At 63.4% G+C, this 24800-nt stretch carries 23 protein-coding genes; 10 read left to right on the top strand and 13 right to left on the bottom strand.

Annotation, left to right across the window (positions count from 1 at the left end):
• Positions 1-208: 208 nt before the first annotated feature.
• On the bottom strand, positions 209-892 hold the full coding sequence (locus tag AC0L25_RS15860) for a response regulator (protein ID WP_029353323.1): 684 nt from the start codon (positions 890-892) through the stop codon (positions 209-211).
• A 156-nt stretch (positions 893-1048) separates the two neighbouring features.
• Here AC0L25_RS15860 and maiA point away from each other — a divergent pair, with 156 nt between their 5' ends.
• The gene (gene maiA / locus AC0L25_RS15865) at positions 1049-1699 is read left to right on the top strand and encodes a maleylacetoacetate isomerase (protein WP_473596363.1); all 651 of its coding nucleotides are present in this window, start codon (positions 1049-1051) and stop codon (positions 1697-1699) included.
• Positions 1700-1731: 32 nt separating this feature from the next.
• The gene (locus AC0L25_RS15870) at positions 1732-2772 is read left to right on the top strand and encodes a zinc-dependent alcohol dehydrogenase family protein (RefSeq protein ID WP_473596364.1); all 1041 of its coding nucleotides are present in this window, start codon (positions 1732-1734) and stop codon (positions 2770-2772) included.
• A gap of 12 nt (positions 2773-2784) precedes the next feature.
• On the opposite strand, the gene AC0L25_RS15875 is transcribed toward AC0L25_RS15870, so the two are convergent.
• On the bottom strand, positions 2785-3648 hold the full coding sequence (locus tag AC0L25_RS15875) for a DMT family transporter (RefSeq protein WP_473596365.1): 864 nt from the start codon (positions 3646-3648) through the stop codon (positions 2785-2787).
• Between the two features lie 105 nt (positions 3649-3753).
• Between AC0L25_RS15875 and AC0L25_RS15880 the strand changes: the two genes are divergently transcribed.
• Positions 3754-5157, top strand: coding sequence for an aminotransferase-like domain-containing protein (locus AC0L25_RS15880; RefSeq protein WP_473596366.1), 1404 nt, complete (start codon positions 3754-3756; stop codon positions 5155-5157).
• 40 nt (positions 5158-5197) lie between these two features.
• Here the strand turns inward: AC0L25_RS15880 and AC0L25_RS15885 are convergent, their stop codons facing one another.
• The 3 genes from AC0L25_RS15885 to AC0L25_RS15895 all read right to left on the bottom strand — a co-directional run bounded on the left by AC0L25_RS15885 (position 5198) and on the right by AC0L25_RS15895 (position 7760).
• A complete protein-coding gene (locus AC0L25_RS15885; protein WP_473596367.1) occupies positions 5198-5695 on the bottom strand; it encodes a MaoC family dehydratase in 498 nt (165 codons plus the stop codon).
• Between the two features lie 245 nt (positions 5696-5940).
• Positions 5941-6369 carry a phasin family protein gene (locus AC0L25_RS15890; protein WP_473596368.1) on the bottom strand — a complete coding sequence of 143 codons (429 nt, stop codon included), beginning with the start codon at positions 6367-6369 and terminating at the stop codon, positions 5941-5943.
• Positions 6370-6464: 95 nt separating this feature from the next.
• A complete protein-coding gene (locus AC0L25_RS15895; protein WP_473596369.1) occupies positions 6465-7760 on the bottom strand; it encodes a DUF445 domain-containing protein in 1296 nt (431 codons plus the stop codon).
• A gap of 198 nt (positions 7761-7958) precedes the next feature.
• On the opposite strand from AC0L25_RS15895, the gene rirA reads away from it, so the two are divergent.
• Positions 7959-8420: an iron-responsive transcriptional regulator RirA gene (rirA, locus tag AC0L25_RS15900; protein WP_126106178.1), complete on the top strand. Its 462-nt coding sequence runs from the start codon at positions 7959-7961 to the stop codon at positions 8418-8420.
• A gap of 227 nt (positions 8421-8647) precedes the next feature.
• Here rirA and AC0L25_RS15905 read toward each other — a convergent pair whose 3' ends face one another.
• The 5 genes from AC0L25_RS15905 to hemP all read right to left on the bottom strand — a co-directional run bounded on the left by AC0L25_RS15905 (position 8648) and on the right by hemP (position 13021).
• Positions 8648-9436: a heme ABC transporter ATP-binding protein gene (locus AC0L25_RS15905; RefSeq protein ID WP_473596370.1), complete on the bottom strand. Its 789-nt coding sequence runs from the start codon at positions 9434-9436 to the stop codon at positions 8648-8650.
• 258 nt (positions 9437-9694) lie between these two features.
• Positions 9695-10795, bottom strand: coding sequence for a FecCD family ABC transporter permease (locus AC0L25_RS15910; RefSeq protein ID WP_473596371.1), 1101 nt, complete (start codon positions 10793-10795; stop codon positions 9695-9697).
• Between the two features lie 11 nt (positions 10796-10806).
• Positions 10807-11715, bottom strand: a complete 909-nt coding sequence (locus AC0L25_RS15915; protein ID WP_473596372.1) for a heme/hemin ABC transporter substrate-binding protein — start codon at positions 11713-11715, stop codon at positions 10807-10809.
• Positions 11716-11726: 11 nt separating this feature from the next.
• Positions 11727-12806: a hemin-degrading factor gene (locus tag AC0L25_RS15920; RefSeq protein WP_473596373.1), complete on the bottom strand. Its 1080-nt coding sequence runs from the start codon at positions 12804-12806 to the stop codon at positions 11727-11729.
• Positions 12807-12814: 8 nt separating this feature from the next.
• Positions 12815-13021: a hemin uptake protein HemP gene (gene hemP, locus AC0L25_RS15925; RefSeq protein ID WP_095486642.1), complete on the bottom strand. Its 207-nt coding sequence runs from the start codon at positions 13019-13021 to the stop codon at positions 12815-12817.
• A gap of 312 nt (positions 13022-13333) precedes the next feature.
• Between hemP and AC0L25_RS15930 the strand changes: the two genes are divergently transcribed.
• Genes AC0L25_RS15930 through hmuQ form a run of 4 tightly spaced genes read left to right on the top strand, consistent with a single transcriptional unit; the run spans position 13334 to position 17407 of the window.
• On the top strand, positions 13334-15481 hold the full coding sequence (locus AC0L25_RS15930) for a TonB-dependent hemoglobin/transferrin/lactoferrin family receptor (RefSeq protein ID WP_473596374.1): 2148 nt from the start codon (positions 13334-13336) through the stop codon (positions 15479-15481).
• A 5-nt stretch (positions 15482-15486) separates the two neighbouring features.
• Positions 15487-15930, top strand: a complete 444-nt coding sequence (locus AC0L25_RS15935) for a hypothetical protein (RefSeq protein ID WP_473596375.1) — start codon at positions 15487-15489, stop codon at positions 15928-15930.
• Positions 15931-15970: 40 nt separating this feature from the next.
• On the top strand, positions 15971-17032 hold the full coding sequence (locus tag AC0L25_RS15940; RefSeq protein WP_473596376.1) for a TonB family protein: 1062 nt from the start codon (positions 15971-15973) through the stop codon (positions 17030-17032).
• A gap of 60 nt (positions 17033-17092) precedes the next feature.
• Entirely contained in the window at positions 17093-17407 is a 315-nt protein-coding gene (gene hmuQ, locus AC0L25_RS15945) for a heme-degrading protein HmuQ (protein WP_473596377.1), read from the top strand.
• An 83-nt stretch (positions 17408-17490) separates the two neighbouring features.
• On the opposite strand, the gene putA is transcribed toward hmuQ, so the two are convergent.
• A complete protein-coding gene (putA, locus tag AC0L25_RS15950; protein WP_473596378.1) occupies positions 17491-21102 on the bottom strand; it encodes a bifunctional proline dehydrogenase/L-glutamate gamma-semialdehyde dehydrogenase PutA in 3612 nt (1203 codons plus the stop codon).
• Between the two features lie 162 nt (positions 21103-21264).
• On the opposite strand from putA, the gene AC0L25_RS15955 reads away from it, so the two are divergent.
• Entirely contained in the window at positions 21265-21717 is a 453-nt protein-coding gene (locus AC0L25_RS15955) for an Lrp/AsnC family transcriptional regulator (RefSeq protein WP_352952073.1), read from the top strand.
• A 238-nt stretch (positions 21718-21955) separates the two neighbouring features.
• Here AC0L25_RS15955 and AC0L25_RS15960 read toward each other — a convergent pair whose 3' ends face one another.
• Together AC0L25_RS15960 and AC0L25_RS15965 are read right to left on the bottom strand one after the other, a co-directional pair.
• Complete coding sequence (locus AC0L25_RS15960; protein ID WP_473596379.1) at positions 21956-23158, bottom strand: cytochrome-c peroxidase; 1203 nt, start codon at positions 23156-23158, stop codon at positions 21956-21958.
• Positions 23159-23171: 13 nt separating this feature from the next.
• Positions 23172-23618 carry a FixH family protein gene (locus AC0L25_RS15965; protein ID WP_473596435.1) on the bottom strand — a complete coding sequence of 149 codons (447 nt, stop codon included), beginning with the start codon at positions 23616-23618 and terminating at the stop codon, positions 23172-23174.
• A gap of 210 nt (positions 23619-23828) precedes the next feature.
• Here AC0L25_RS15965 and AC0L25_RS15970 point away from each other — a divergent pair, with 210 nt between their 5' ends.
• Positions 23829-24749 (top strand): sugar kinase, encoded by a 921-nt coding sequence (locus AC0L25_RS15970; RefSeq protein ID WP_473596380.1) that lies wholly within the window; start codon positions 23829-23831, stop codon positions 24747-24749.
• Positions 24750-24800: the final 51 nt, after the last annotated feature.

Below are 24800 nucleotides of genomic sequence, written 5' to 3' on the forward strand. Positions count from 1 at the left end.
CCAGCCAGCAGGTTGAATCAAAATTGTCGTGATTCGGGAATCCCTACGATTCAATCAAATGACAGAACGCTCTAGGCCAATCCCCAACGTTTGCGGTGGCCAGCACGGCAGGCGCGCTCGACGTCATCGACCGCAAGAACGATATGATCGATCGCCATGGCTTTCATCGTGGACGTCCTGTAGCAGAACGCCTGTCCGCAGCCGGCGCTTAAAACCCCGCCTGGCCGCGAAACAGCTCGGCACTGTCGAGCTTCGAAACCTCGATGACGGCTTGCGTCCGGCTGTAGACGTTGAGCTTGCGCAGGATCTCGGAAACATGCGCCTTGACAGTGGTTTCGCCGACTTGCAGCTCGTAGGCGATCTGCTTGTTGAGCAAGCCCTGGCGCAGCATCTGCAGCACCCGCAATTGCTGCGGGGTCAATTTGGCTAGGCGCTGCACCATCTCGGCGCGGTCGGTGCTGTCGGCGTCCGGCGGTTGGCCTTCGTAGGTTTCGGGCACGTAGATCGCACCTTCCATCACCGAGCGGATGGCGGCGGCCAGGTCGCTCTTGCGCGCCGATTTCGGGATGAAACCGGCAGCGCCGTAGGACAGCGCCTCGGAAATGATCTTGGGCTCCTCATGCCCCGAAACGATGACCACCGGCAGGCGCGGATAGCGCGTCCGAAGCTGCAGCAGCCCGTCGAAGCCATGCACATCAGGCATGCTGAGATCGAGCAGCGCGAGATCGAATGGCTTCGCGTCCGCCAGAAGCTCAAATGCCTCGGTGATCGAACGCGCCTCGACAGTGTCGACGTCCGGATAGGCCATTTGCACAGCGCTGTGCAGCGCCTCGCGAAACAGCGGGTGGTCGTCGATGATCAGAAACCTAGCGCTATCGTTGACTGCGGTCATTGGCGTTCGTTTCAGTTCAAGGCAGGATAGAATAGCCCAGCAACCATGGCCAGATTATTGGCAAATAGTACATCCATGCCTTGCCAAAGGGTGGAGACGGCAATTTCCGGACCACCATGCCTTGCCCGGCCGTCCAAATCGGCCGAATGTAAAGGAATGAGCGACCTCGTCCTTCACAACTACTACCGCTCCTCCACCTCCTACCGGGTGCGGATCGCGCTGGAGATGAAGGGCCTGGCCTACCAATATGTGCGGCATCATCTGCGCCACGGCGAGCATCTGGAGCCCGCCTATCTCTCGGTTAATCCGCAAGGACTGGTGCCGGCACTGATCCTGGGCGGCGGCACGCTGCTGACGCAATCGCTGGCGATCATCGAATTTCTGGACGAGACCAGGCCCGAACCGCCGCTGCTGCCGCAGGACGCACTTGGCCGGGCCCGCGTCAGGATGCTGGCGCAGATGATCGCCTGCGACATCCATCCGGTGAACAATCTGCGCGTGCTGACCTCGCTGCGTACCCTGTTCGGCGCCGGCGACGAGGACGTCGTCAACTGGTTCCGGCACTGGGTGAACGAAGGCTTCCAGCCGCTTGAAAAGATTCTGGCTTCCTCGTCCGAAACCGGGACATTCTGCCACGGCGACACGCCGGGGCTGGCCGACATCTGCCTTGTCGCACAGGTTACCAGCAACGCCCGGTTCGGCGTCGACATGACGCCCTACCCGACGATCACACGCATCCACGCCGCCTGCATGGCGCTGCCGGCCTTCCAGAAGGCCGCGCCGGCGAACCAGATCGATGCCGAATAGAGCAAGTTGGATTGAAGCATGAGGAATTGCCGATGAAAGCCGTCGTCTTCGAAAAATTCGGTGAAACGCCGACGATCCAGACCGTTCCCGATCCGGAACCGGCCCTGGACGGCGTCGTCATCAAGGTCGAAGCGACCGGGCTCTGCCGCAGCGACTGGCATGGCTGGATGGGCCATGACGACGGCATCCGCCTGCCGCATGTGCCGGGCCACGAGCTTGCCGGCGTCGTCGTGGCGGCCGGCAGCCAGGTGACCCGCTGGAAGGCCGGCGAGCGCGTCACCGTGCCGTTCGCCGTCGGCTGCGGCCGTTGCTTCGAATGCAGCTCCGGCAACCATCAGGTCTGCGAGCACCAGTCCCAGCCCGGCTTCACCGCCTGGGGCTCGTTCGCCGAATTTGTCGCCATCGATCATGCAGACACCAACCTGGTCCGTTTGCCGGACGAAATGGAATTCGCCACCGCCGCCAGCCTCGGCTGCCGCTTCGTCACCTCGTTCCGCGCCATTGTCGACCAGGGGCGGGTGACGCCCGGCGAATGGGTGGCCGTGCATGGCTGCGGCGGCGTCGGTCTGTCGGCGATCATGATCGCCAGCGCCATGGGTGCCAACGTGATTGCCATCGACCTGACCGACGAGAAGCTGGATTTTGCCAGCAAGATCGGCGCGGTTGCGACCATCAACGCCGCCAAGACGCCGAATGTGGTCAAGGCGGTCAAGCAGATCACCAATGGCGGCGCGCATATGTCGATGGACGCGCTCGGCCATCCCACTACCTCGTTCAACTCGATCGCGAATCTGCGCCGGCGCGGCCGCCATGTGCAGGTCGGGCTGATGCTCGGCGATCACGCCAGGCCGCAGATACCGATGGACAAGGTGATCGCCTTCGAGCTCGAAATCCGCGGCAGCCACGGCATGCAGGCCCACCGCTACCAGGCGATGATGGAGATGATCCGCACCGGCAAGCTAAGACCCGAACTGCTGGTCGGCAAGAGGATCAGCCTCGAAGAGGCGCCGGCTGCGCTGATGGCGATGGGGGGCTTCGAAGGCATCGGCATCGGCGTGGTGACGAGGTTCTAGCCAACCGTCGGCCTACCGCGCATATCTCTTCGCACCGACCACGCAAAGCACGACGGCAGCAGTGACCGCGATCATGGCGGGACTGACCTGCTCGTGCAGCAGCATAGCTGCCAACCCAAGGCCGAAGAAAGGCTGGAGAAGCTGCAACTGCCCGACCGCAGCGATGCCGCCTTGCGCCAGTCCGCGATACCAGAACACAAAACCGATCAGCATGCTGAACAGCGAGACATAGGCCAGGCCGAACCAAGCGGCATTGCTGACGTTTTCGAGCGACGGTGGCATGGTGATGAGCGTCAGGGCCAGCATGACCGGCAGCGACAACACCAGAGCCCATGAGATCACCTGCCAGCCGCCGAGTTTGCGGGACAGCGTAGCTCCTTCCGCATAGCCCAGTCCGCACAGGATGATTGCGGCCAGCATCAGCATGTCGCCAACCGGCGAGGCCGAAACGCCTTGCGTCACCGCAAAACTGGCAACAAGGGCGCTGCCAAGGCACGAAAACAGCCAGAAAGCCGGTTTGGGGCGATCGCCGCCGCGGATGACGCCGAAGATTGCAGTCGCCAGCGGCAGCAGGCCGACGAAGATGATGGAATGGGCCGAGGTGATGTGCTTGAGCGCCAACGCGGTCAGCAGGGGAAAGCCGACCACGACGCCGAGCGCCACGATGGCCAGCGACAACAGATCTCGTCGCTCCGGACGCTTCTGGCGAAAAATGAGCAGGAGCGCGAGGCCGAGGATGCCTGCCGTGGCAGCGCGGGCGACGGTTAGGAACGCCGGATCGAAATCCATCACCGCGACGCGCGTTGCCGGAAGCGATCCGCTGAAAATCAGCACGCCTACGAATCCGTTGATCCAGCCACCCGCCGTCTTATCCATCGCACGCTCCTGATGTTCTCGCCCTCTATCGGCCGGACGTATGGCGCCACCAGAGACAATGAGGTACAGTTAGATAAAACTGTCATGGTGGGTTGAGCAGTACGGATGGACGAGCAGGCGACGGTAAGTACGGGCAGCGGGACGCTTGTCGAAAGCGTCATGGCGACGATCAGGCACAGAATCGCCGCACGCAGCCTGACACCGGGAACCCGACTGCCTTCGATCCGGGCTTTCGCGAAAACCATGCAGGTTTCGAAATCCACTGTGGTCGAGGCCTATGAGCGTCTGGCGGCGGAGGGCATCATTCGCTCGCGCCCAGGTTCAGGTTTTTATGCCGCCGGACCCCTGGCTCCCTTGTCGCTGGCCGAGATCGGCCCCAGGCTTGATCGAGCTGTCGATCCGCTCTGGGTTTCGCGCCAGTCACTGGAAGCCGGCGACGGCGTGCTGAAACCCGGCTGCGGCTGGCTGCCTGCCTCGTGGATGCCGGAGGCCGGATTGCGCCGGGCACTGCGGACAATGGCACGCGGCGATGATGTCACGCTGACGGACTACGGCACCCCGCTCGGGCTGCCGCCGCTGCGTCATCTGCTCGCGCGGCGCATGGCAGAGCACGGCATCGAGGCATATCCCGACCAGATCATGCTGACGGAATCGGGCACCCAGGCCATCGACCTTCTGTGCCGGTTCCTGCTCGAGCCCGGCGACACGGTGCTGGTGGACGATCCCTGCTATTTCAACTTCCATGCCCTGTTGCGCGCTCACCGGGCCAAGGTGGTCGGCGTTCCCTATACGCCGTCGGGGCCGGATATCGAGCTGTTCGCGCAGGCGCTGATCGAGCACCGGCCGCGCCTCTACATTACCAATTCCGCGCTCCACAATCCGACGGGTGCAATTCTGTCGCCGGTCATCGCCCATCGATTGCTCAAGCTCGCCGACCAATCGGATCTGACGATCATCGAAGACGATATCTTTGCCGACTTCGAACACACGCCCGCGCCCAGGCTGGCGGCGTTCGACGGTCTGGGTCGCGTCGTCCATATCGGCAGCTTCTCCAAGACGCTTTCGGCGTCGGTGCGCTGCGGCTTTATCGCGGCCCCGCGCGACTGGATGGAAGGACTGACCGATCTCAAGATAGCCACATCCTTCGGCAGCGGACGGCTTGCCTCCGAACTGGTGCTGACGCTGCTGAAGGACGGCAGCTATCGCAAGCACGTGGATTTGCTGCGTACGCGGCTTTCACGCGCCATGGCTGAGACAAGTACGCGGCTGAAGGCGATCGGCATCACGCCGTGGATCGACCAGCCGGCCGGCATGTTCTTGTGGTGCAGCCTGCCGGAAGGCGTGGATGCGGCTGAAATAGCCCGCCGCGCTTTGTCGGCCAATATCGTGCTGGCGCCCGGCAATGCGTTCAGCCTGTCCCAAACAGCTAGCCGTTTCCTGCGCTTCAACGTCGCGCAGTCGGCAGACGAGAAAATTTTCAGGACGCTTGAAGAGGCGATGTCGCGCTGATTTTAGTTGTCACGAAAATGCTGGCCTTGGCGTTTCGCCCTCAGGCCCTGCCCCGCTTGCGCCGCTCATAAAGCATGACGAGCGTTTCGGCGGTCAGCGCCGGCTTCTGCTCACCTTCGATCTCGACGATGTTGGCGGCCTTCATCAGATACTGGCCGGGGCCTTTGTCCTCCATGGACAAGAGCGTGATGCGCAACCTGATGCGTGTGCCGGCCCTGACCGGCGCCAGGAACCGCACCTTGTCGAAGCCATAGTTGAAGACGGCTTGCGTGTTTTCGGGCACGATGCCCATGTCGAGCGCCAGCGCGCCGATGATCGACAGCGTTAGATAGCCATGCGCGATGGTGGTGCGGAACGGGCTTTGCCGCTTCGCCCGCTCTGGATCGACATGGATCCATTGGCGGTCGCCCGTGCATTCGGCGAACTGGTCGATGCGGCTCTGGTCGACCGTCGTCCACTCCGACACGCCAAGCTCCTGCCCGGTCATCGTCCTGAGTTGCTCGTAGGTCGGCGGCGTCCTCAGCCGTGTTTGCGTCATTCCTGCTTTCCCGATCGCTTGCCTTGCCTCCGGACCACGAACCGGCCGTCTATGTCAATTCGCTCCGCACGTTCCGCTGCGATATCCTCGGCCGGATCGCGTCAGTGCCTGTGTCCAGCGTCGGAAACAGGATTATCGGGCAAGAGGAACTTTGTGCGCCTCGGCGGCGCCAAGGACCAACAATACGGCTTTCACGAGCCGGAAATGAGGGGAGAAAAGTCCACCTGCTTTGGCTTGGGGACAGCCTACTTCTTATCGTAGCCTGTGCGGATTTCCTCCATCGCCTCCTTGATGCGCTCGCGCAGAATCTCGACCGATTCGGTGCCGGATTTCCTGGCCAGTTCGGCCACCTCGCCGGCATTCTTCAATGCGGTTTCGAAGGACTTCCTGGCGAACGCGGCTTGCTTGGCCATCAACTCCCGAGGATCGCCCGGCGCCCTGTAACTCTGCGCCATGTCGGCGATCTCGTGCAGCGTGTCCTGCAGCATCTCGCGCTGTTTGGAGAGCAGCGACGACGCCCCGGCGGCACCCGCCCTGGCCGACTTTTCCAAGGCTTCGAGGTTCTTGCGATGATGGTTGAGGATCGCCTCGACATCGACGTTCGGCAGCTTCAGGTCGCGGCCGAACCTGCCGAACATGTCCATGAAGGAGTCGGAATCCGGTTGCTTTGCCATGGTGGTTCTCCCCTGTTGCTGCGAATGCGGCACCTGAAGAGAACAATAGGGCACTGAAGCTTCGCGGTCCATTCGGAGGCGCAGCACATCGCGGCTCAGTCGACGAGGAACAGCCGTTCCACGGTATGGAGCACGACGCCGGCAAGGCCGCCGATGACCATGCCGTTGAAGCGGATATATTGCAGGTCTCTGCCGATGTTCATCTCGATCAGCCTGGTGAGCTGGGCAAGGTCCCAGCGCTTGACCTGATCGGCGATGAATTTCGAGACGCCGCTCTTCTGGCTCTCGACGAAGGAAGACAGCGCCACGACGAACCCCTGGTTCATGTCGGCCCTGATTTGCGCATCGCCGGCAAGATGGCGGCCGACCTCGACGAACATGTTGGCAAGATGGGCGCGGATCATCGAATTCGGCGCCTTGGCGTCCTGCTCGATGAACACACTGAGGCTTTCCCACATGTCGCCGGCCAGCGCCTTCAACTCCGGCCGGGCGAGGAAATCGCGCTTCAGTTTCTCGGCGCGCTTGGCATATTGCTTGGATGTCCTCAGCCGCTCGACGAAGGTCAGGACAAAACGGTCGAATTCGGCGCGCATCGGGTGATCGGGATCGGCCCTCACCTCGTCGAGCAGCGAACCGGCGGAGGCGACGATCTTCTTCAGCAGATAGGCGTCGGCGCGAAACAGATTGAACAGCGACGGCAGTTCCTCGCGGATCTTCTCGCGCATCGTCGCCAGCGCCTGCTCGTCGCTCAGGAAACGGCCGACGACCTTGGTGAATTCGTCGAACAGTCTTTGGTGGCGGCGGTCGTCGGTCAGGGCCGACAGCAACTCAGCGGCGAGCGGCGCCAGAGGCACCTTTTCGATCTGCTCCAGCATGCGGCTGGTGACGAAGCCGCGCAGGCCGGATTGCTCGACCGCCGCCAGTGTCTGCGGCACCAGCCGGCCGACGAAATGCGACAGATCGGCGGCGCGGTTCTGGTCGGCCAGCCAGTCCGCGACGAGCGCGGAAAAGTCGACCTCGGCAAGCTTTTCGCGCACCGGCTCCGGCGCCAGGAAATTGACCTCGATGAAACGGCCGAGATTGTCGGCGATGCGGTTCTGGTTCTCCGGAATGATGGCGGTGTGCGGGATCGGCAGGCCGAGCGGCCGTCTGAACAGCGCCACCACCGCATACCAGTCGGCCAGCCCGCCGATCGTCGCCGCCTCGGCGAAAGCGGCGACGAAACCCAGCCACGGATAGTGGCCCTCGAACGACTTGGCCACCGCAAAGACGAGGACGCAGAGCGCGAGCGCTGCGGTGGCGACGAACTTGGTGCGCCGAAGCGCCGAAAGCTTGGCGTCCGCGTCGGCATCGAACCGGGCCGATGTCAAAGTCGGTGCTGATTGTGACATGGATGAACTGCTCCTGGTCGATCTCGCCGACTTAATTTAGTAATCCGCCCACCCGAATGCGCGCCATACTAGGATTATGGTTCGCACGACCGCCCACGCAAACCTGACATAAATGTTCATCTATTACGCGGTGCTTGTCTGGAATTATTCCAAGGTATAGGCCATATTAGGCTTGAGCTAATGCTTCGTGAGGACAAAATGCGGCTGACACGCCAGACCAACTACGCGATGCGCATCCTGATGTATTGCGCCGCCAATACCGACCGGTTGAGCCGCATCCCAGAGATCGCGGCCGCCTACTCGGTATCCGAACTTTTTCTCTTCAAGATCCTGCAGCCTTTGGTCGAGCATGGTCTGGTCGAAACGGTGCGCGGCAGGAACGGCGGCGTCAGGCTCGGCCGCGCGGCCGAATCGATCACCCTGTTCGACGTCGTGCGCGTGACCGAAGAGAGCTTCGCCATGGCCGAATGTTTCGAGAACGACGCCGCCGAATGTCCGCTGGTCGACAGTTGCGCATTGAATTCGGCGCTGCGCGAGGCGCTCAACGCCTTCTTCGCCGTGCTCGAGCGCTATACGATCGCCGACATGGTGGCGGCGCGCCCGAATGTGCGGCACCTGCTCGGCATCGACATGCTGGTGCAAAGGGCGCCAGCCGCCTGATTGCAGGGCAGGCAGAGCGATAGTCGAACGGTTGCGCTGCCCCTCACCTGCCTGCCGGCATCCTCTCCCCGTATAGTGACGGGGAGAGAGACAATGTCATCGACGGTTTCGCCAATCTCCATCGTCGCATGAAGGACGCCGAGGCTGCGGCAAGCCCCTTCTCCCCGTCACTATACGGGGAGAAGTGCCCGGCAGGGAGGGGCAGCGCCGACCTTGCAAGTTGGAACTTACGCCGCTGACTGCGGCAGCACGAACGGCACGTTTCCGGCAGGCAGCACGCCGACCCTCAGTCGGCAATCGAACACTTTTTCGATCAGAACGTCGCTCAGCACGTCCTGCGGCGAGCCGGTGGCGGCAAGCCTGCCGCGGTGCATGACGAAAATCCGATCGGCATACATGGCCGTCAAATTGAGGTCGTGCAGGATGGCAACCACGCCGCCGCCCCTTCTGGCGAAGTCGCGGGCGATGTTCATGATGATCAATTGGTGCTTGATGTCGAGGCTGGAAACCGGCTCGTCGAGAAAGAGATAGCGCGGTTTGCCGTCGACGACCGGCGCCCAGACCTGGCAGAGCACGCGGGCCAACTGCACGCGCTGCTGCTCGCCGCCCGAAAGCTCCTGGTAGAAACGGCCGGCAAAGCCGTCGAGATCGACCCGCGCCAGCGCCCGTTCGGGCAGGCGCTCGTCCTCGCCGGGCAGCGCGCCCGAGCGCCCGCCGAGCAGGCCGAGCCTGACGATCTCGCGCACCGTGAAGGGAAAAGACAACGTCGTCGCCTGCGGCAGCACGGCGCGCATCGTCGCTGCCTCGACCGGCTTCATCGCCGACAGGTCGCGGCCGTTGATGGTGACCTCTCCCGAATGGGCCAGGTCGCCGGACAACGCCCTTAGAAAGGTCGTCTTGCCCGAACCGTTGGGGCCGACGATGGCCGCGATTTCGCCGGGCCGTATCTCGAAATCGACATTGGCGACGATACGCTTGCCGCCGATCGCCACCGAGACATCTCGCGCTTCGATCATAAAAACCCCTCTCAGAGACCGTTTCGAAATTCGCTCTGGCGAGTCATATGGTGGTGGTTTCGAGAACCGGAACGCAGCGTACATTAGAGCGCCGCGCGTCCAATGGACGCGCAAAGGACGCTCTAACACTTTGCATTTGCGCATGATCCTTTTCCGGAAACCGAAATTGGTTTCCGGGGTCATGCGCTGGTACGTGAGTACCGGGAGCGCAGAAAACGCCATCAGATGGCCGCCAGAGTAGAGTTTCCAAATGGTCTCTCATAGGTCGATGACGCCACGCTTACGCAGCAGGATCCAGAGGAAGAACGGAGCGCCGGCGATCGCGGTGACGATGCCGATCGGCAGCTCGGCCGGGGCCACGATGGTGCGGGCGACGGCATCGGCCAGCAGCAGCAGCGAAGCGCCAAGCAAGGCCGAGGCCGGCAGCAAATAACGATTGTCCGGGCCGATAGCCAGGCGCAGCAGATGCGGCACGACGATGCCGACAAAGCCGATGCCGCCGCTGACAGCAACAGACGCCCCGACCGCCGCCGAAACGCCGACAATTGCAGTGTATTTCAGCCGCTGCACCGGGATACCGAGATGGCCGGCGGTGGCTTCGCCCAGCGCCAGCGCGTTGAGGCCGCGTGCCAGGAACGGCATCGCCGCCAGCGCCAGCACGATCACAGGCCCGACGGAACCGATTTTCTGCCAGGTGGCGCCGGCGAGCGAGCCGAGCTGCCAGAAGGTCAGGTCGCGCAACTGCCGGTCGTCGGCCATGAAGATCAGGATGCCGGTCAGCGCCATGGCAAGGGCCGCCAGCGCGATGCCGGCGAGCAGCATGGTGGCGACCGAGGTTTGGCCTTGCCGGGTTGCGACTTGATAGAGCACCAATGTCGTCGCGAGCCCGCCGCAGAACGCCGCCAGCGGCAGAGCGAGCGTGCCCAGCACCGAAGTTACCGGCGCCAGCACCGTGGCGCCAAGCACGATGACGGCCACCGCGCCGAGGCTCGATCCAGCCGAAACGCCGATGAGACCGGGATCCGCCAGCGGGTTGCGGAACAGCCCTTGCATGACCGCGCCGGAGACGGCAAGTGCGGCGCCGATCAGCACACCGAGGATGACGCGCGGCAAGCGGATGTCGTAGACGATCAGGCGGTCGCGGGCGCTCAGCGCCTCATTGCCGGGTGCTGCACCCGACAGCCAGTCGCCAACGACGCTAACGGCCGAGGCATCGGATGCGCCTGAGGTCAGCGACAACAGGACGGCAACGGCGAGCCCCAGGCACAAAAGCAAGATGACGACGCGCGCGCGCCCCGAACGGTCGCCGTCGGATGCCGTCGCCATAGTGCCCGCACCAGCGATCGATTGATCCACCATTGGGTGCCTGCTCAGTCCGCGGCCTGCCCGCCATAAAGCGAGGCGGCAAAGTCGTGGATGACGTCGGCCGTGCGCGGCCCGAAGCCGAGCAAATAGCCGCCATCCATGCGGACCACCTTGCGCGCGGCACCTGCCGGTGTCGACAAAATGGACGGGTTCGCGAACAATTCGTCATCCGATGCGGCAGGACCGGCATTGTTCATCATCAGGATCACGTCTGGCCTGGCAGTGATAACAGCCTCGTCGGACAATTGCTTGTAGCCGGAGAAACCGTCAACCGCATTGACACCGCCCGAAAGCTTGATGATGCCGTCGGCGGCCGTGTCGCTGCCGGAAGCGAGAATCTTGCCGCCCTGCATCGACAGCACGAACAGGACGCGCTTGCGGTCCTTGATCGAAGCGGTCTGTTTTTCCGCGGCCTTCAGCTTGGCATCCACCTCGGCTGCCAGCGCATCGGCCTTGGCGTCGGCGCCGAGCGCCTTGCCGACGATGCGGATCTTTTCGAGAATGCCCTCATGGTCGTAGCGCTCTGGCACCTCGATGAACGGAATGCTTGTTTTCTTCAGCACGTCGACGGCTTGCTTCGGCCCGCTGCCGTGCAGCGCCAGGATGCCCGACGGATTGACCGACAGCACACCTTCCGGCGACAGCTGGCGCATGTAGCCGACGTCAGGCAGCTTGAGCGCCGCCTCGGGATAACGGCTGGTCGAATCGCGAGCGACCAGCCGATCCTGCTCGCCGAGCGCAAAGACGATCTCGGTAATCGAACCGCCGATGGCCGCTATCTTCGACGGGTCCGCAAAGACCTCCGTCTCTTCTGCGGCACGGACCGGTAGCAATGCGGCAAAGGCCAGGGCAAGGCCGATCGTGGCCCCAAGCGCCATTCTGAAAACACCCGGCCGTTTAAGTAAAGGAGCCATTGTCGTTGTCCTCAGGCCGCGGTCGGGCTTGGAATGCGCGGCAGGTTCTCTGCCAGAAACCGCCAGTCCTCGCGCTCGCTTTCGCCTTCATGGCGCTTGCCGAAGAACTGGATGATCATCGTGCCGTCGGCGCTATAGGCTTCGAGAGAGGTGACATGGCCGTCCTTGGTCGGTTTGCGCACGGCCCAGACCTCATGGATGTGGTCGGTCCGCAGATGCAGGTGAAAAGTCTCGTCCAGCACGTTGATCCATGGCCCCATCGGCTTGATCGACTTGATCGGACCCGAATGAATCTGGATGCAGCCGCGATTGCCGACAAAGCACATGATCGGCATTTCGCCCTCGGCGGCATGATGGAACATGGCGCTGACGGCATTGTTGTCGAGCAGCCAGGCGTAATCCTGGCCGACCATGCGCATCGCCTGGCGGCGGTCGAGCTTCAGCGTCTTCAGCATCCCGAAGAACTGATGCACGTCGGTCAGCCGGCTCCAGCGGTCGCGCAGATCGTCGACATCAGCGGAAGCGTCGGAAGCCTCGGCCTCGTCGGTAAATCCGCCGTCTGAAACCGCGACCCCCTCTGTAACGGCGATCATTGACTCCTGGTTCGGCGATTCGAGTTCGGCCACCAGCTTCTGGTAGGCATAGAGGTTGGACGCGGGCCGCAGATGCACCTTGTGCACCGCCTCACCTGCCGCATCGAAGAACTGCAGACTGCGCCTGATATTGCCGCCGTCGCGCTTTTCGACGGCAAAGCCGTGCGCCCAGATTTTCGGGAAGATGCGCAGGTCGATGTTCTCGCCAAGCACCATGGCATTGTGGTTGCCGGTGACGACTTTGTCGTAGACGCCGATCTTCTCGTGCACAGCGCTTTCGTTGCGCGTCAGCGCCATGACCTCGCCGACGGCTTCGAGGCCGGTCAGAAGGTCGTTGACGCGCGGTTCGACGCGGACGACGCCGTCGCCGCAATGCGCGGCGACCAGCTCGGCCTCCGAAATGCCAAGCTCGGCGGCGAGGTCGCGCTCGCGCGTCTTCGGATTGTCTGCCCGCGCCCGCCGGATCTCGTGCGGAGCGGGTTTTACGCGCTGGTCCATCTTACTACCTACTTGTTGAGGATGAGCTTGCCCTGGCGGGTGATCTTCAGCCGGTAGAGGGCTCCGTGATGCTCGATGCCGATCTCGTGTTCGCCTTGGAACAGCGTGTTGCTGGACAGGGTCCTCACGGTCAACGGGACCCGATCGAAACGAGCCGAATTGTCGTCGGAACGGCGGACACGATAGCGAAAGTCACTGGGATTGTGCGTGTTCATCTTGGTTCGATCCCTTTCCTGGGCCGGGCTTGGTCGGCTGGCTCGAGGCTTGCGTGGAATTCATTTGTTGACTTGAATAATCATGTTTATTAGTCAGTGCAATACCGGACTAAGTGAGTCAAGATTTAAGACGCCGGACACGATGAAAAATGCCAGCAAGCGCCACGCCAGCCAGCATCGAACCTGGAATTTTGGAGTTGGGGCATGGGGTTGGCGAATTGGGGACGGCTGGGTCTGGCGAATAGCAGCCCAGGTCCGGGGCATAGAGATCCGGCGCATCGAGGTCCGGCGCATCGATCAATAGCAAAGGGCATGGCGGGATTGCTGGCGGGTGCTGCGGCGATCGCCCTGCTCACGTCATCGGCAAACGCTCAACAGGCCGCCCACCCGACAACAGACCAGCAGCAGGCCGAACAAGGACAGACGCCTGAAGAGGCTGCGCCGCCCCCGGCAGGCGCAACGCTGCTCGACCAGATCCTGGTCATCAGCCGCACCGGCGAGACGGCGATCGATTCCCTGGCTTCGGTCAGCCATGTCGATCAGGAGCAATTGGAACGCCGCATGGCGACCACGCCTAACGAAATGCTGTTGGGCGTGCCGGGTGTAGCGGTCCAGGCAGACGCAAGGCGCGTCAGCTCCAGCATCAATATCCGTGGCTTGCAGGATTTTGGCCGCGTCGCGGTGATCGTCGACGGTGCGCGGCAGAATTTCCAGCGCTCCGACCACGGTACACAATCCACCTTCTATATCGACCCTGAGCTCATCAAATCCGTCGATGTCATCCGTGGCCCGGTCGCCAACACGTACGGTTCGGGCGCCATCGGCGGCGTCGTCTTGTTTGAGACCAAGGACGCGGAAGACTATCTTCGCGACGGCGAGACATGGGCCGCGTCCGCGACCGGGCGCTACGAGAGCAATGGCGAAGGCTGGACGACCAGCGCCGCCGGCGCCTACCGTTTCAACGAAAACTGGGATGTCCTCGGCAACATCGTCTATCGCGACTATGACGACTACAAGGATGGCGGCGGCGATACGGTGAACGGCACCGGTTTCGACGTTTTGAGTGGCCTTCTCAAGACAACCATCCGCCCTGGTGAAAACAGCGAACTGAAGCTGGGCTGGAATGGCACGAGCGACGGCTGGAACGAGGTCAGCGGCGGCACGCCGGTGAATGATGTCGACCTGAAAGCGAATACCTTCACGGGCCGCTACAACATCACCGACGAAGACAAGAGCTGGCTCGATCTCCACGTCAACGCCTCCTACAACAAGACCAATCTGGATATGACAAGCCTCGTTCCGCAAAACCGGTTTGATCCAGTCACCGGTCTTCCCATTGTCCTGCCGGCGGGTTCGATGTCGACTTTCGATGTCGGCACTTCGGGCATCGACATCTGGAACACCTCGCGGTTCGAGACCGCCGCCATTGGACACGAGCTGACCTATGGTGGCGACTGGGTTGGCGACGACGTCGAGACGGGTGGTGCGGCAGGCGGCGCCAGTTTCTATACCCCTTCGGGCAAGCGAAACGTTTCCGGCGCTTACATCCAGGACAAGCTCGCCTGGGACTGGCTCGAGATTATCGCCGGGCTGCGTTACGACAGCTACAAGCTCGAAAGCGATGTCGGCGAAACCTCCGGCGATCGGCTGTCGCCGCGCATCACCGTCGGCGTCTCGCCGTTCGAAACCGCCAGCCTTTCGGGACTGCAACTCTACGGCACCTATGCGCAGGGATATCGTTCCCCGTCACTGTCGGAAACCCTCATCAGCGGCAACCATCCGGCAGGCGTCAGCTTTCCGTTTCTCCCCAATCCCGATCTGAAGCCTGAAATCGGCAAGACCGTCGAATTCGGTGTCAACTACAAGCAGGACGACATTCTCGAAGCCGGCGACGCGTTTCGTTTTAAGGCGGCCTACTTCAACAACGATGTCGACGACTATATCGACGGCGTCACCCTGTCGGCATTCGACCCGACCAGCGGCTGCCCGTTCGGCCCCGGCATCCCGATCTGCTTCCAGTACCAGAACTTTGCAAAAGCCAAGATCCGCGGCTTTGAAATGGAAGGCGTCTATGATGCCAGCTGGGGTTTCGCCGGGTTTTCGGCCTCGATCATCGATGGCCACACCATCTCCTATGACGGCGAGCGGGCGGATCTTGTTACCGTCCCCTCTTCTCAGGTCACCGGGCAACTCGGCTTCCGCTTTCTGGAGGACAAGCTGACCGTCGGCGGCGAGGTGCAGTACAATGGCAAGCCGAACGGCAACCCAGTGGCCAGGGACTACACGCTGGTCAATGCTTTCGCCAGCTACCAGGCGACCGACAATTTCAAGGTCGACTTCCGCGCCGACAATTTGTTCGACGTCAAATACACCAACCCGTTGAATGCGTCGGCCACGAGTGTAATTTACGAGCCCGGCGTCACGCTCAAGCTGGCGGCGACAATGCGGTTTGGAGGTTGACGACAATGACAAGCTTGACGGCATCGCTTCGCCTGCTGACCTCGGTGCTGGCAATGCCGCTTGTGATGGGTCCGGTGTGGGCGCAACAGTCCGCGCCGGCCCCTGCTCTTACGCTTGAACTCAATGGTGCGCAGGCCTCCGAAAAGGGCTGCCGTCTGACCTTCGTGGTCAACAACACGCTCGGCGCCGATCTCTCGAAAGCAGCGTTCGAGATCGCGCTCTTCAACGAGGCCGGCGTCGTCGACCGGCTGACCGTGCTCGACTTCAAGGACCTGCCGGCGGGCAAGACCAAGGTGACGCGTTTCGATCTTGCCGGCGCCGACTGCGCCAAGGTCAGCCGCGTGCTGATCAACAGCGCGACCGAATGCGCCGGCACCGGCATCAAGCCGGACGCTTGCATGCGCGGGCTGAAGACCGAGACCAAGACCGGCATCGCCTTCGGGGTCTGAAAAGGCAGTGGGACTGGAGCCCGCACCCGGACGGAACATAGTGGCGTGGCCGCTGGCCGGCCTCTTGCCGCCGGGGGCAAATGATCTTGATTTGACAAGCGGGTCGCGGCAGTTTCCGTTCCGCGACATGCAGGAAGTCAGCTCCATCCCAGCTACTGGCCCAAGCACCGGCGCCGAACTTGGCGTGAAGCCGGTCGAGCCGCTCCCACAGGCGCCGCCATTTGCCCTGAACCGCAAGTGGGCGCTGGCGATTGTCACTTCCTGCCTCCTCCACGCCGCCGTGGCGGCAGTTTTCCTCTTCTCGCCGGCCGGGACATTTGACTTCCAGGATGCCACTCAGCCGGAAGGCAGCGATCAATCGGGCGCCAACGTGGTTGGCAGCGCGCTGGATCGGGAAACGCCGGCAATCAAGGTCACATTGGTGCCGAACCCGCAGCCGAAACCAGCGACGGCAAAGGCCCAGAAGCCGGTGCCGCCAACAAAGCCTCCTCAGCTCACCAAGGAAGTAACGAAGCAGCTCCTTGAGCCTCTCCCGGACGCAGTCAAACAGTCGGCGGCCATCCCAAACATATTGGTGTCCAGGGCCCCCGATGACCAGAGCGTGGTCCCGAAGACGCCAGCACAGCCCACTGTTCAGACAGACAGCACCGAGGCGCCTGCTGCGTTTGCCGGGCAGCCGCCGATCCCCAGCGCCAGGCCAAGCCCCGCAATGCTGCCCTCAGGAACAACGGAAGCTAATGAGAAGCGCGGCACGGCAGATGGCCAGGACCGCTCTGCTCAGGCGGCGAGTAAGGGCAAGAAACAGAATGAAGCAGGTATCGCAGCGGAATCCAGCTACCGCAGCGACGTCATAAGAAAGCTCAGCCGTGTCAATCGCGGCGTCCCGCCGTCGGTGCAAGCAGCCGCACGCAACAATGCCGTTGTCACGTTCGTCATTGGCAGTCGTGGCGGCATCAATGAGCTGCGCATCCTAGAGAGCTCTGGTTCGGAAGATTTCGATCAGGCCGTACTTGGCATCGTGCGGAAGGCAGCTCCCTTCCCTCCCATCCCGACAAAGGTCGGCAGCAATCTGGTGTTTACAGGCGCGATCGGTCCGTTTTGAGGATCTTCGCCTCGTCCTTTCCATCTACCGTCACAGTCCGCAATCCCGAAAGGACAGCCAATGTACATCGCCATGAATCGCTTCAAGGTCCAGAATGGCTCGGAAGCCGCTTTCGAGGACGTCTGGAAGAACCGTGATTCCAGCCTGTCCGAAATGAAAGGTTTCAAGGAATTTCATCTGCTGCGCGGTCCGGTCAACGAGGCCGAAGGCTACACGCTGTTCGCCTCGCACACCGTATGGGCGAGCCATGAGGATTTTGTCGCCTGGACCAGATCCGAGAACTTTCGCGCTGCGCACCGCAACGCGGGCTCCAGCAAGGTGCACTATCTCGGCCATCCGCAGTTCGAAGGCTTTTCGGTCGTCGAGGGCGCGTGACCTCGAAGCTGCCGATCTCCCCCCTTGCGGGGGAGATCGGCCGTCATCTCGGCCTTCGCCAATGGCGGGAACATGGCTAAGCCTCACGCCGCGGCCAGCAGGCTGGCATTGCCGCCCGCAGCCGTAGTGTCGACGCAGACGGCCCGCTCATGCGCATAGGCCGCCGGGTTGAGCACTTCGCTGACCAGCGGCACGATCGGGCCGCCGCGGTCGGCGATCACCTTGCGCACGATGCGCGCGGCCTCGGGCGTGCCGGAAAAGGCGACGACGTCGACACGCAGCGCGCGAGCCTCGACCGGGTCGGGCCGGCCGTCGATGGCCGCCAGCGGCAGGCCCTTGCCGGTCAGTGATGACAGTGCCGCCGGCGCACCGGGCGCGACGGCCAGCACCGCATTGCCGGCCGCGAGCGCCTGGATGGTCTGGGCAAGCAATGTGTCGGCGTCCGGTCCCAGGCAGAGCACGCGGCCGCGCGGCGACAGCGACAGCGTGTTGGCCTCGCCGGTCGGGCCGGGCAAATCGACCTGGCCGAAATCGATGCCGGCGGCGGCACCGATGGCCGCAGCACCCTTGCCGCGCAAATGTTTCCTCAGCACCGCAATGCGGTCCGCCCGCGTCGACCAGCCGCCCAGCGTCGGGTCGGGCAGATTGTCGGCGAGTTCGGTCGCCGTCACCTTGCGGCCGTCAAGAATAGGCGTGCCCGCCTCCGGCCCCTTGCGGAACCGCCTGAGATAGTGCGGCCCGCCGGCCTTCGGCCCGGTGCCGGAAAGTCCTTCGCCGCCGAACGGCTGCGAGCCGACCACGGCGCCGATCTGGTTGCGGTTGACATAGATGTTGCCGGCATGGATGCCGTCGACGAAATGCTGGGCGCGGCCTTCGATGCGGGTGTGCAGGCCGAAGGTCAGGCCATAACCCTTGCGGTTGATCGCGGCGATGACCCCGTCGACGTTGTCGGCGTCGAAGCTGGCGACATGCAGCACCGGCCCGAACACCTCGCGCTCGATGTCCTCGATGCCTTTGACCCGAAAGACATGCGGCGCGACGAAGCGGCCGTTCTTCGGCGCTTCGAGTTTGGCGATCAGCCGGCCTTGCAGGCCCATATCAGTACAATAGTCGCGGATCGATTTTTGTGCCTCCTCGTCGATGACCGGGCCGACATCGGTCGATATCCGCCAGGGATCACCGAGGCTGAGCGCTTCCATCGCGCCCTTCAGCATCTCCAGCATCTTCTTCTCGACGTCCTTCTGCACATAGAGCACACGCAGGGCCGAGCAGCGCTGGCCGGCACTCTGGAAGGCCGAGGCCAGGATGTCGCGTACCGCCTGCTCGGGAAGCGCGGTGGAATCGACGATCATCGCATTCAACCCGCCGGTCTCGGCGATCAGCATGGCGTCGGGCGCGGCGGTCTCGGCCAATTGCTTTTCGATCAGCTTGGCGACCTCGGTCGAGCCGGTGAAGCAGACGCCGGCAATGCGCGGGTCGGCGGTCAGCGGGCCGCCGACCGAGGGGCCATCGCCGGGCAGAAGCTGGATAACGTCTTCTGGCACACCGGCTTCGCGCAGCAATTCGACGGCGCGGAAGGCGATCAGCGGCGTCTGCTCGGCCGGCTTGGCGATGACCGAATTGCCGGTGACGAGTGCTGCCGCGATCTGGCCGGTAAAGATGGCGAGCGGAAAATTCCATGGCGAGATACACGCGATCACGCCGCGCGCCTCGGTTCCAGGTTCGGCATTGGCCGCCTCGGTTGCGTAATAGCGCAGGAAATCGACCGCCTCGCGCACTTCGGCGACGCCGTCGGCCAGCGATTTGCCGGCCTCGCGGGCGGCGAGCGCGAAGAATTCGACGGCATTGGCCTCATAGAGGTCGGCGGCGCGGTTGAGTATGGCGACGCGCTCGGCGACGGCGCGCCTCGCCCATGCCGGCTGCGCCTCCACCGCGATGCGCACGGCGGTCGCGACCTGCTTGGCGCTGGCCTCGCTGACCGTGCCGACCACTTCGTCGGGCTTTGCCGGATTGACCATCGGACGCTGCTTGCCATAGCCGGCGGCCCGGGTGATCGGCTTGGCGTGCCAGCGGTCCGGCCCCGCGAATTCAGCCCTGGCCTTGTCGATCGCGGCCAGCGTCACCGGATCGGTGATGTCGAATCCCTTCGAATTGCGGCGGCCAGCACCGAAGATCGCCGACGGGCGGGGGATCGCCGGATTGGCGGCCGGACCCTGTTTCTCGACCGTCTCGAGCGGATCGCGAGCAATATCCTCCGGCTCGACCTCCTCGTCGGTGAGCTGGTGGACGAAGGAAGAATTGGCGCCGTTTTCGAGCAGCCGGCGGACCAGATAGGCAAGCAGGTCGGAATGCGCGCCGACCGGCGCATAGATGCGGCAGCGCGTACCCTCGGCCCGCCGCACCGTCTCGTGCAGCGCCTCGCCCATGCCGTGCAGGCGCTGGAACTCGAAGGAGTCACGATCCCCGGCCATCGACAGGATGGCGGCGACGGTGTGGGCGTTGTGGGTGGCGAATTGCGGATAGATGCGGTCGGTCATCGACAGCAGCTTTTTCGCGCAGGCGAGGTAGGACACGTCGGTGTTGGCCTTGCGGGTGAACACCGGATAGCCGTCGAGCCCGAGCGTCTGCGCTCGCTTGATCTCCGTGTCCCAATAGGCGCCCTTGACCAGCCGCACCATGATGGTGCGGTCGTGCTTCTTCGCCAGCGCATAGAGCCAATCGATGACGAAGGCAGCGCGCGGACCATAGGCCTGGACGACAACGCCAAAACCGTCCCAGCCGGCGAGTTCCGGCTCGGCCAGCACCCGTTCGATGATTTCGAGCGACAGGTCGAGGCGGTCGGCCTCCTCGGCGTCGATGTTGAGGCCCATTCGCGAATGGCGCGCCGCCAGCGCCAGCGACAAAAGCCGCTCGGCCATGACAGGCAGCATCTTTTCCTTCTGCGTCACTTCATAGCGCGGGTGCAGCGCCGAGAGCTTGACCGAGATGCCGTGGTTCTGGCGGATGTCGGGACCATTGGCGCCGGCATCGAGCGACGAGATCGCGTCGGCATAGGCCTTGAGATAGCGCAAGGCGTCGGCCTCGGTGAGAGCCGCTTCGCCCAGCATATCGAAGGAATAGAGATAGTCTTTCTGGGTCATCGGCCGGCCGCGCTTGACGGCCTCGGCAATCGTGCGGCCGAGCACGAACTGCTCGCCCATTTCGCGCATGGCGGCGGCGACCGCCTTGCGGATGACCGGCTCGCCCAGCCGGCGCACCATGGCGCGCAGCGTGCCTTCGATGCCGCCCTCGCCTTCGTCGAGCACCCGGCCGGTCAGCATCAGCGCCCAGGTCGACGCATTGATGAAGATCGAGCTCGAGCCGCCCGAATGCGCCGACCAGTCATGCGGGGCGATCTTGTCGGCGATGAGATCGTCCATCGTTTCGGTGTCGGGCACGCGCAGCAGCGCTTCGGCCAGGCACATCAACGCGACGCCCTCCTTGGTGGAGAGGCCATAGGCGGACAGAAAGACCTCCATCAGCCGCGGATCGGACGAGCCGCGCACCGCCCGCACCAGATCGGCGGCGCGGGCCGAGATCGCCTTCCGCTCTTTCGTCGAAAGCCCTGTCACCTCGGCCAGCCGCTTCACGGCCTCGTCTTCGTCAGGCAAGTAATTGGCACGGATCTGCTGGCGGATGGCATCGAGCGCTGGCATGACGGTCCTGTAAAGCGAGCATCAGGGAGCGGGCCGGCGGTCACCGGACCGAATGGCGCAAGCTAGCACAAAGGTAGGTTTCGATCGGTCCAAAGAAATCGACAGGAGAGGTCGATTGAACTATCGTGGGGCCTGATTTTCTCCAACTTGACCACGAATTCGATGACAGAAGACCAATTGGACCGCATCGACAGGAACATCCTGTCGGCGCTGGGCAGCAATGGCAGGCTCTCCATGTCGGAACTCGCGGCCAAGGTCGGCCTGTCGAAGACGCCGGTGCAGGCGCGGGTCAAGCGACTGGAAAAGGACGGCATCATCCGTGGCTATCAGGCGATAATCGACCGTGAGCGCATGGGCGAAGGCCATGTCGCCTTCGTCCAGGTGAAATTGTCCGACACCCGCTCGGCCGCGCTCGACGCCTTCAACCGCGCCGTGCAGGCGGTGCCGGAGATCGAGCAATGCCACATGATGGCGTCGAGCTTCGATTATCTCCTGAAAGTCCGCACCACCGACATCGCCGCCTACCGCCGCGTGCTCGGCGAGCGCATCTCCGCCCTGCCCCACGTCGCCCAGACCTCGACCTTCGTGGCGATGGAGACGGTGAAGGATCGCTAGGCGCGCTGTTGCGGTAACGAACCTTCGATGCTGGCGGGACAGCGCCCCCCTCTGTCCTGCCGGACATCTCCCCCACTTGGGGGGAGATCGGCGGCTTCGGCGACAGTGCCCTTTTCTTGAATATTGAAAATTGGCGCAAGCCGAGGGGACAGCCAATCTCCCCCCTCGTGGGGGAGATGTCCGGCAGGACAGAGGGGGGCGCGAAGGATCGCCCCCGAGCAGCCTTTATTCCGAGTCCTCACTCCGCCAGCGTCTTCAAAAACGCCACCAGCGCCGCGCGCTCGCGGTCCGAAAGCTGCAGCGGGTGGACCTCTGATACACCCTCGACACTGGCCGGCGCCTTGGAATAATGCGCCACCACCTCGTCGAGCGAGGAAAATTGCCCGGCATGCATGTAGGGCGGACGGGTGGCGGCGCCGCGGAGCGACGGGGTCTTGTAGGCGCGGACGAGTTCCGGTCCGGCCTTGACCATGAAGCGCAGCTCGCCGCAGGCGCTGGCCTCGCCATCGCGAAACGCGCCGAAACAGTTGAACGGATCGGCCTCGACCTGCGCCACCGCATCTATGCGGCCGCGATCCGGAGGCAGATTTGCCATCGGAGGCACGCCGGTATTGTGAAAACCGCCGTCGGTGAAACGCGGCCCGGTGTGGCACGTCACGCAATTGGCCTTGCCGATGAACAGTTTTAGCCCGAGCATCTCCTCAGGCGACAACGCATCGTCGCCTTGCGGCAGCTGTATACCGGTAGCCAAAGCAGCGGCGAACCGGTCGAAGCGGGTCTGCGGTAACGCGATCGACCGCTCGAAGGCGGCGATCGCCTTGCCGATATTGGCGAAGACGCGATTGACGCCCTCGGCTTTCGCTTCGGTCATCGTGCCCCACGCCGCCTTCTCGGCATCGCTGCCGAGCGGGCTGGCATTGGCCGGCACATCAGAAAGGTCGGGCAGCGGCCCGAAGATGCGCTCATAACGCTCGCCGAATCGCGCCTTGATATAATGCGCGTAGGCGGCGCGATTGCCGGCCTGCTCCAGCGGATTCTCCAGCGGCGCCAGCGCCTGCGCCCAAAGACTGTCGCGCCGCCCGTCCCAGAAGAACCAAGGATCATGCGCGACGCCGGCCAGCGGCATGGTGCGCCGGTTGGTGCGGCCGACGCCGACCGCTTGCGGCAGGTCGTCCTGGAACTGCCGGTCGATCTTATGACAGGTCGAGCACGAAACCTTGCCGTCGCCGCTCATCCCGACGTCGAAAAACAGCGTCGCGCCGAGGGCGGCGGCGGCCGGCACGTCGGCGAAGCGATTGGTGGTGTCGGCTTTCAGCGGCGGCAGCGCCGACAGTGCCAGCGAGGCGATGGTCTTCTTTTCGGCATCGGAAAACTCCGGCTTGCCGCAGGCGGCAAGCACGGCCATGGCCAGCAGCGCGAAGAGACGCGAAAAGCGGTTCATCTTGCTCCAGCGCTCAGAGCAACACATTGAAGACCACCGTGTCGGATCCGGCCGCCGCGGAAATGGCGAAATGCAATTGCCACAATCCGCTCATCGTGAATTTCACCCCGTCGATCCGATAGCACCCGTCGCCCAGATAGTCGGTCGCCTGCGGGCTGGTCGGCAGACCGTGCCTGTGCTGCGGCATGCCTCCGGAAATCGCGATCGCGGCGCCCTCCACCGGGGTTCCCGCACCTGTCTTCAGGGTCAGCAGCCACGATTGCAGCTCGCCTTGCCTGACAACACCCCGCTCCGGCTCGAATCTGGCCACAAACAGCCCGTTCGCCGTCTTCTTCGAGCGGGCAATCTCGAAGCCGGCACGTTGCGGCGCTTGCGGCGCGGTCAGGTAGACGGCGGCGAGAATGGCCAGCAAGGCAGCCAGACCAAGACCTGCCAGAACATAACGCCATAACGATGCCAAACCGTTTCCTCTTCCGGAGATAACGTCTCGCTCGGCAGATTGCGTCCCGCCTTCCGCGTGAGAAAATGTCGCTGGCGCAAAAATCCGCCATGACCAAGCATGGCGCTGCCGCTCGCAAAAAGCTACAGCACCGGGTCTTGGTTTTGTGCATGTCGTTATCCCAAAACCAATGCGCAAGCTTTTGGGCGACATGCACTAGGAGAGAAATTCATGACAGGAAACGGCGTCGCCTCGATCGGTGAATGCATGCTCGAGCTTTCAGGCCAGGCGGGGCCGAACTGGCGCATGGGCTTTGCCGGCGACACATTCAATACGCTGTGGGCGCTGCATGCGCTAAGCGGCGACCGGCCGGCGACCTATGTGTCGGCCTTCGGCGACGACCCGTTCTCGCGCGACCAGATTGCTTTCTTCGCGCAAAACGGCATCGGCATCGGCGCCAGCCCGATCATAGCAGGCGCACGGCCCGGTCTCTATGCGATCACACTGACCGGCGCCGAACGCTCCTTCACCTACTGGCGCGGTGATGCGGCCGCAAGGCAGCTTGCGTCCGACGCGGCCGCCTTGGCGAAAAGCCTTGAAAATCAGTCGCTTGTATACTTTTCCGGAATCACTTTGGCAATTCTGGATGACGCTGCGCGCAAGATATTGCTAGCTGCGGTGGCCAAGGCGCGCGCCGCCGGCTCGCTTGTCGCCTTCGATCCCAATTATCGGCCGCGGCTGTGGCGCCGGCGCGAGGGAGCACAGGCTGCGATCCTCGATGCGCTGGCAGTCACTGACATCGCGTTGCCGACCTTTCCCGACGAGCAGATGCTGTTCGGCGACTCAGCGCCGCAGAAAACCGCGGAACGGTTGGGAAAACTGGTCGGCGAAGTCGTCGTCAAGAACGGCGAGGAGCCGGCGCTCATCGCCGCAAACGGCTCCCCGCAACCCGTTGCGGCCGTGCATGTCGCCGCCCCGGTCGACACCACCGGCGCCGGCGATTCCTTCAATGGCGCCTATCTCGCCGCCCGGCTTGCCGGCCATGTCCCGACCGAGGCCGTGCTGCGCGCGCATCGCGTCGCCGCGGCCGTCGTGCAGGTGCGCGGTGCGCTGGCGCCATTCGAGACGTTAAGGGCGGCGTTCGAAGATTAGGGTCAAAACGCAATAAGTCTGGGCTGCCGCCAACGGCTGACAAGCTTGCAG

The organism is Mesorhizobium sp. WSM4813, from assembly GCF_055811555.1.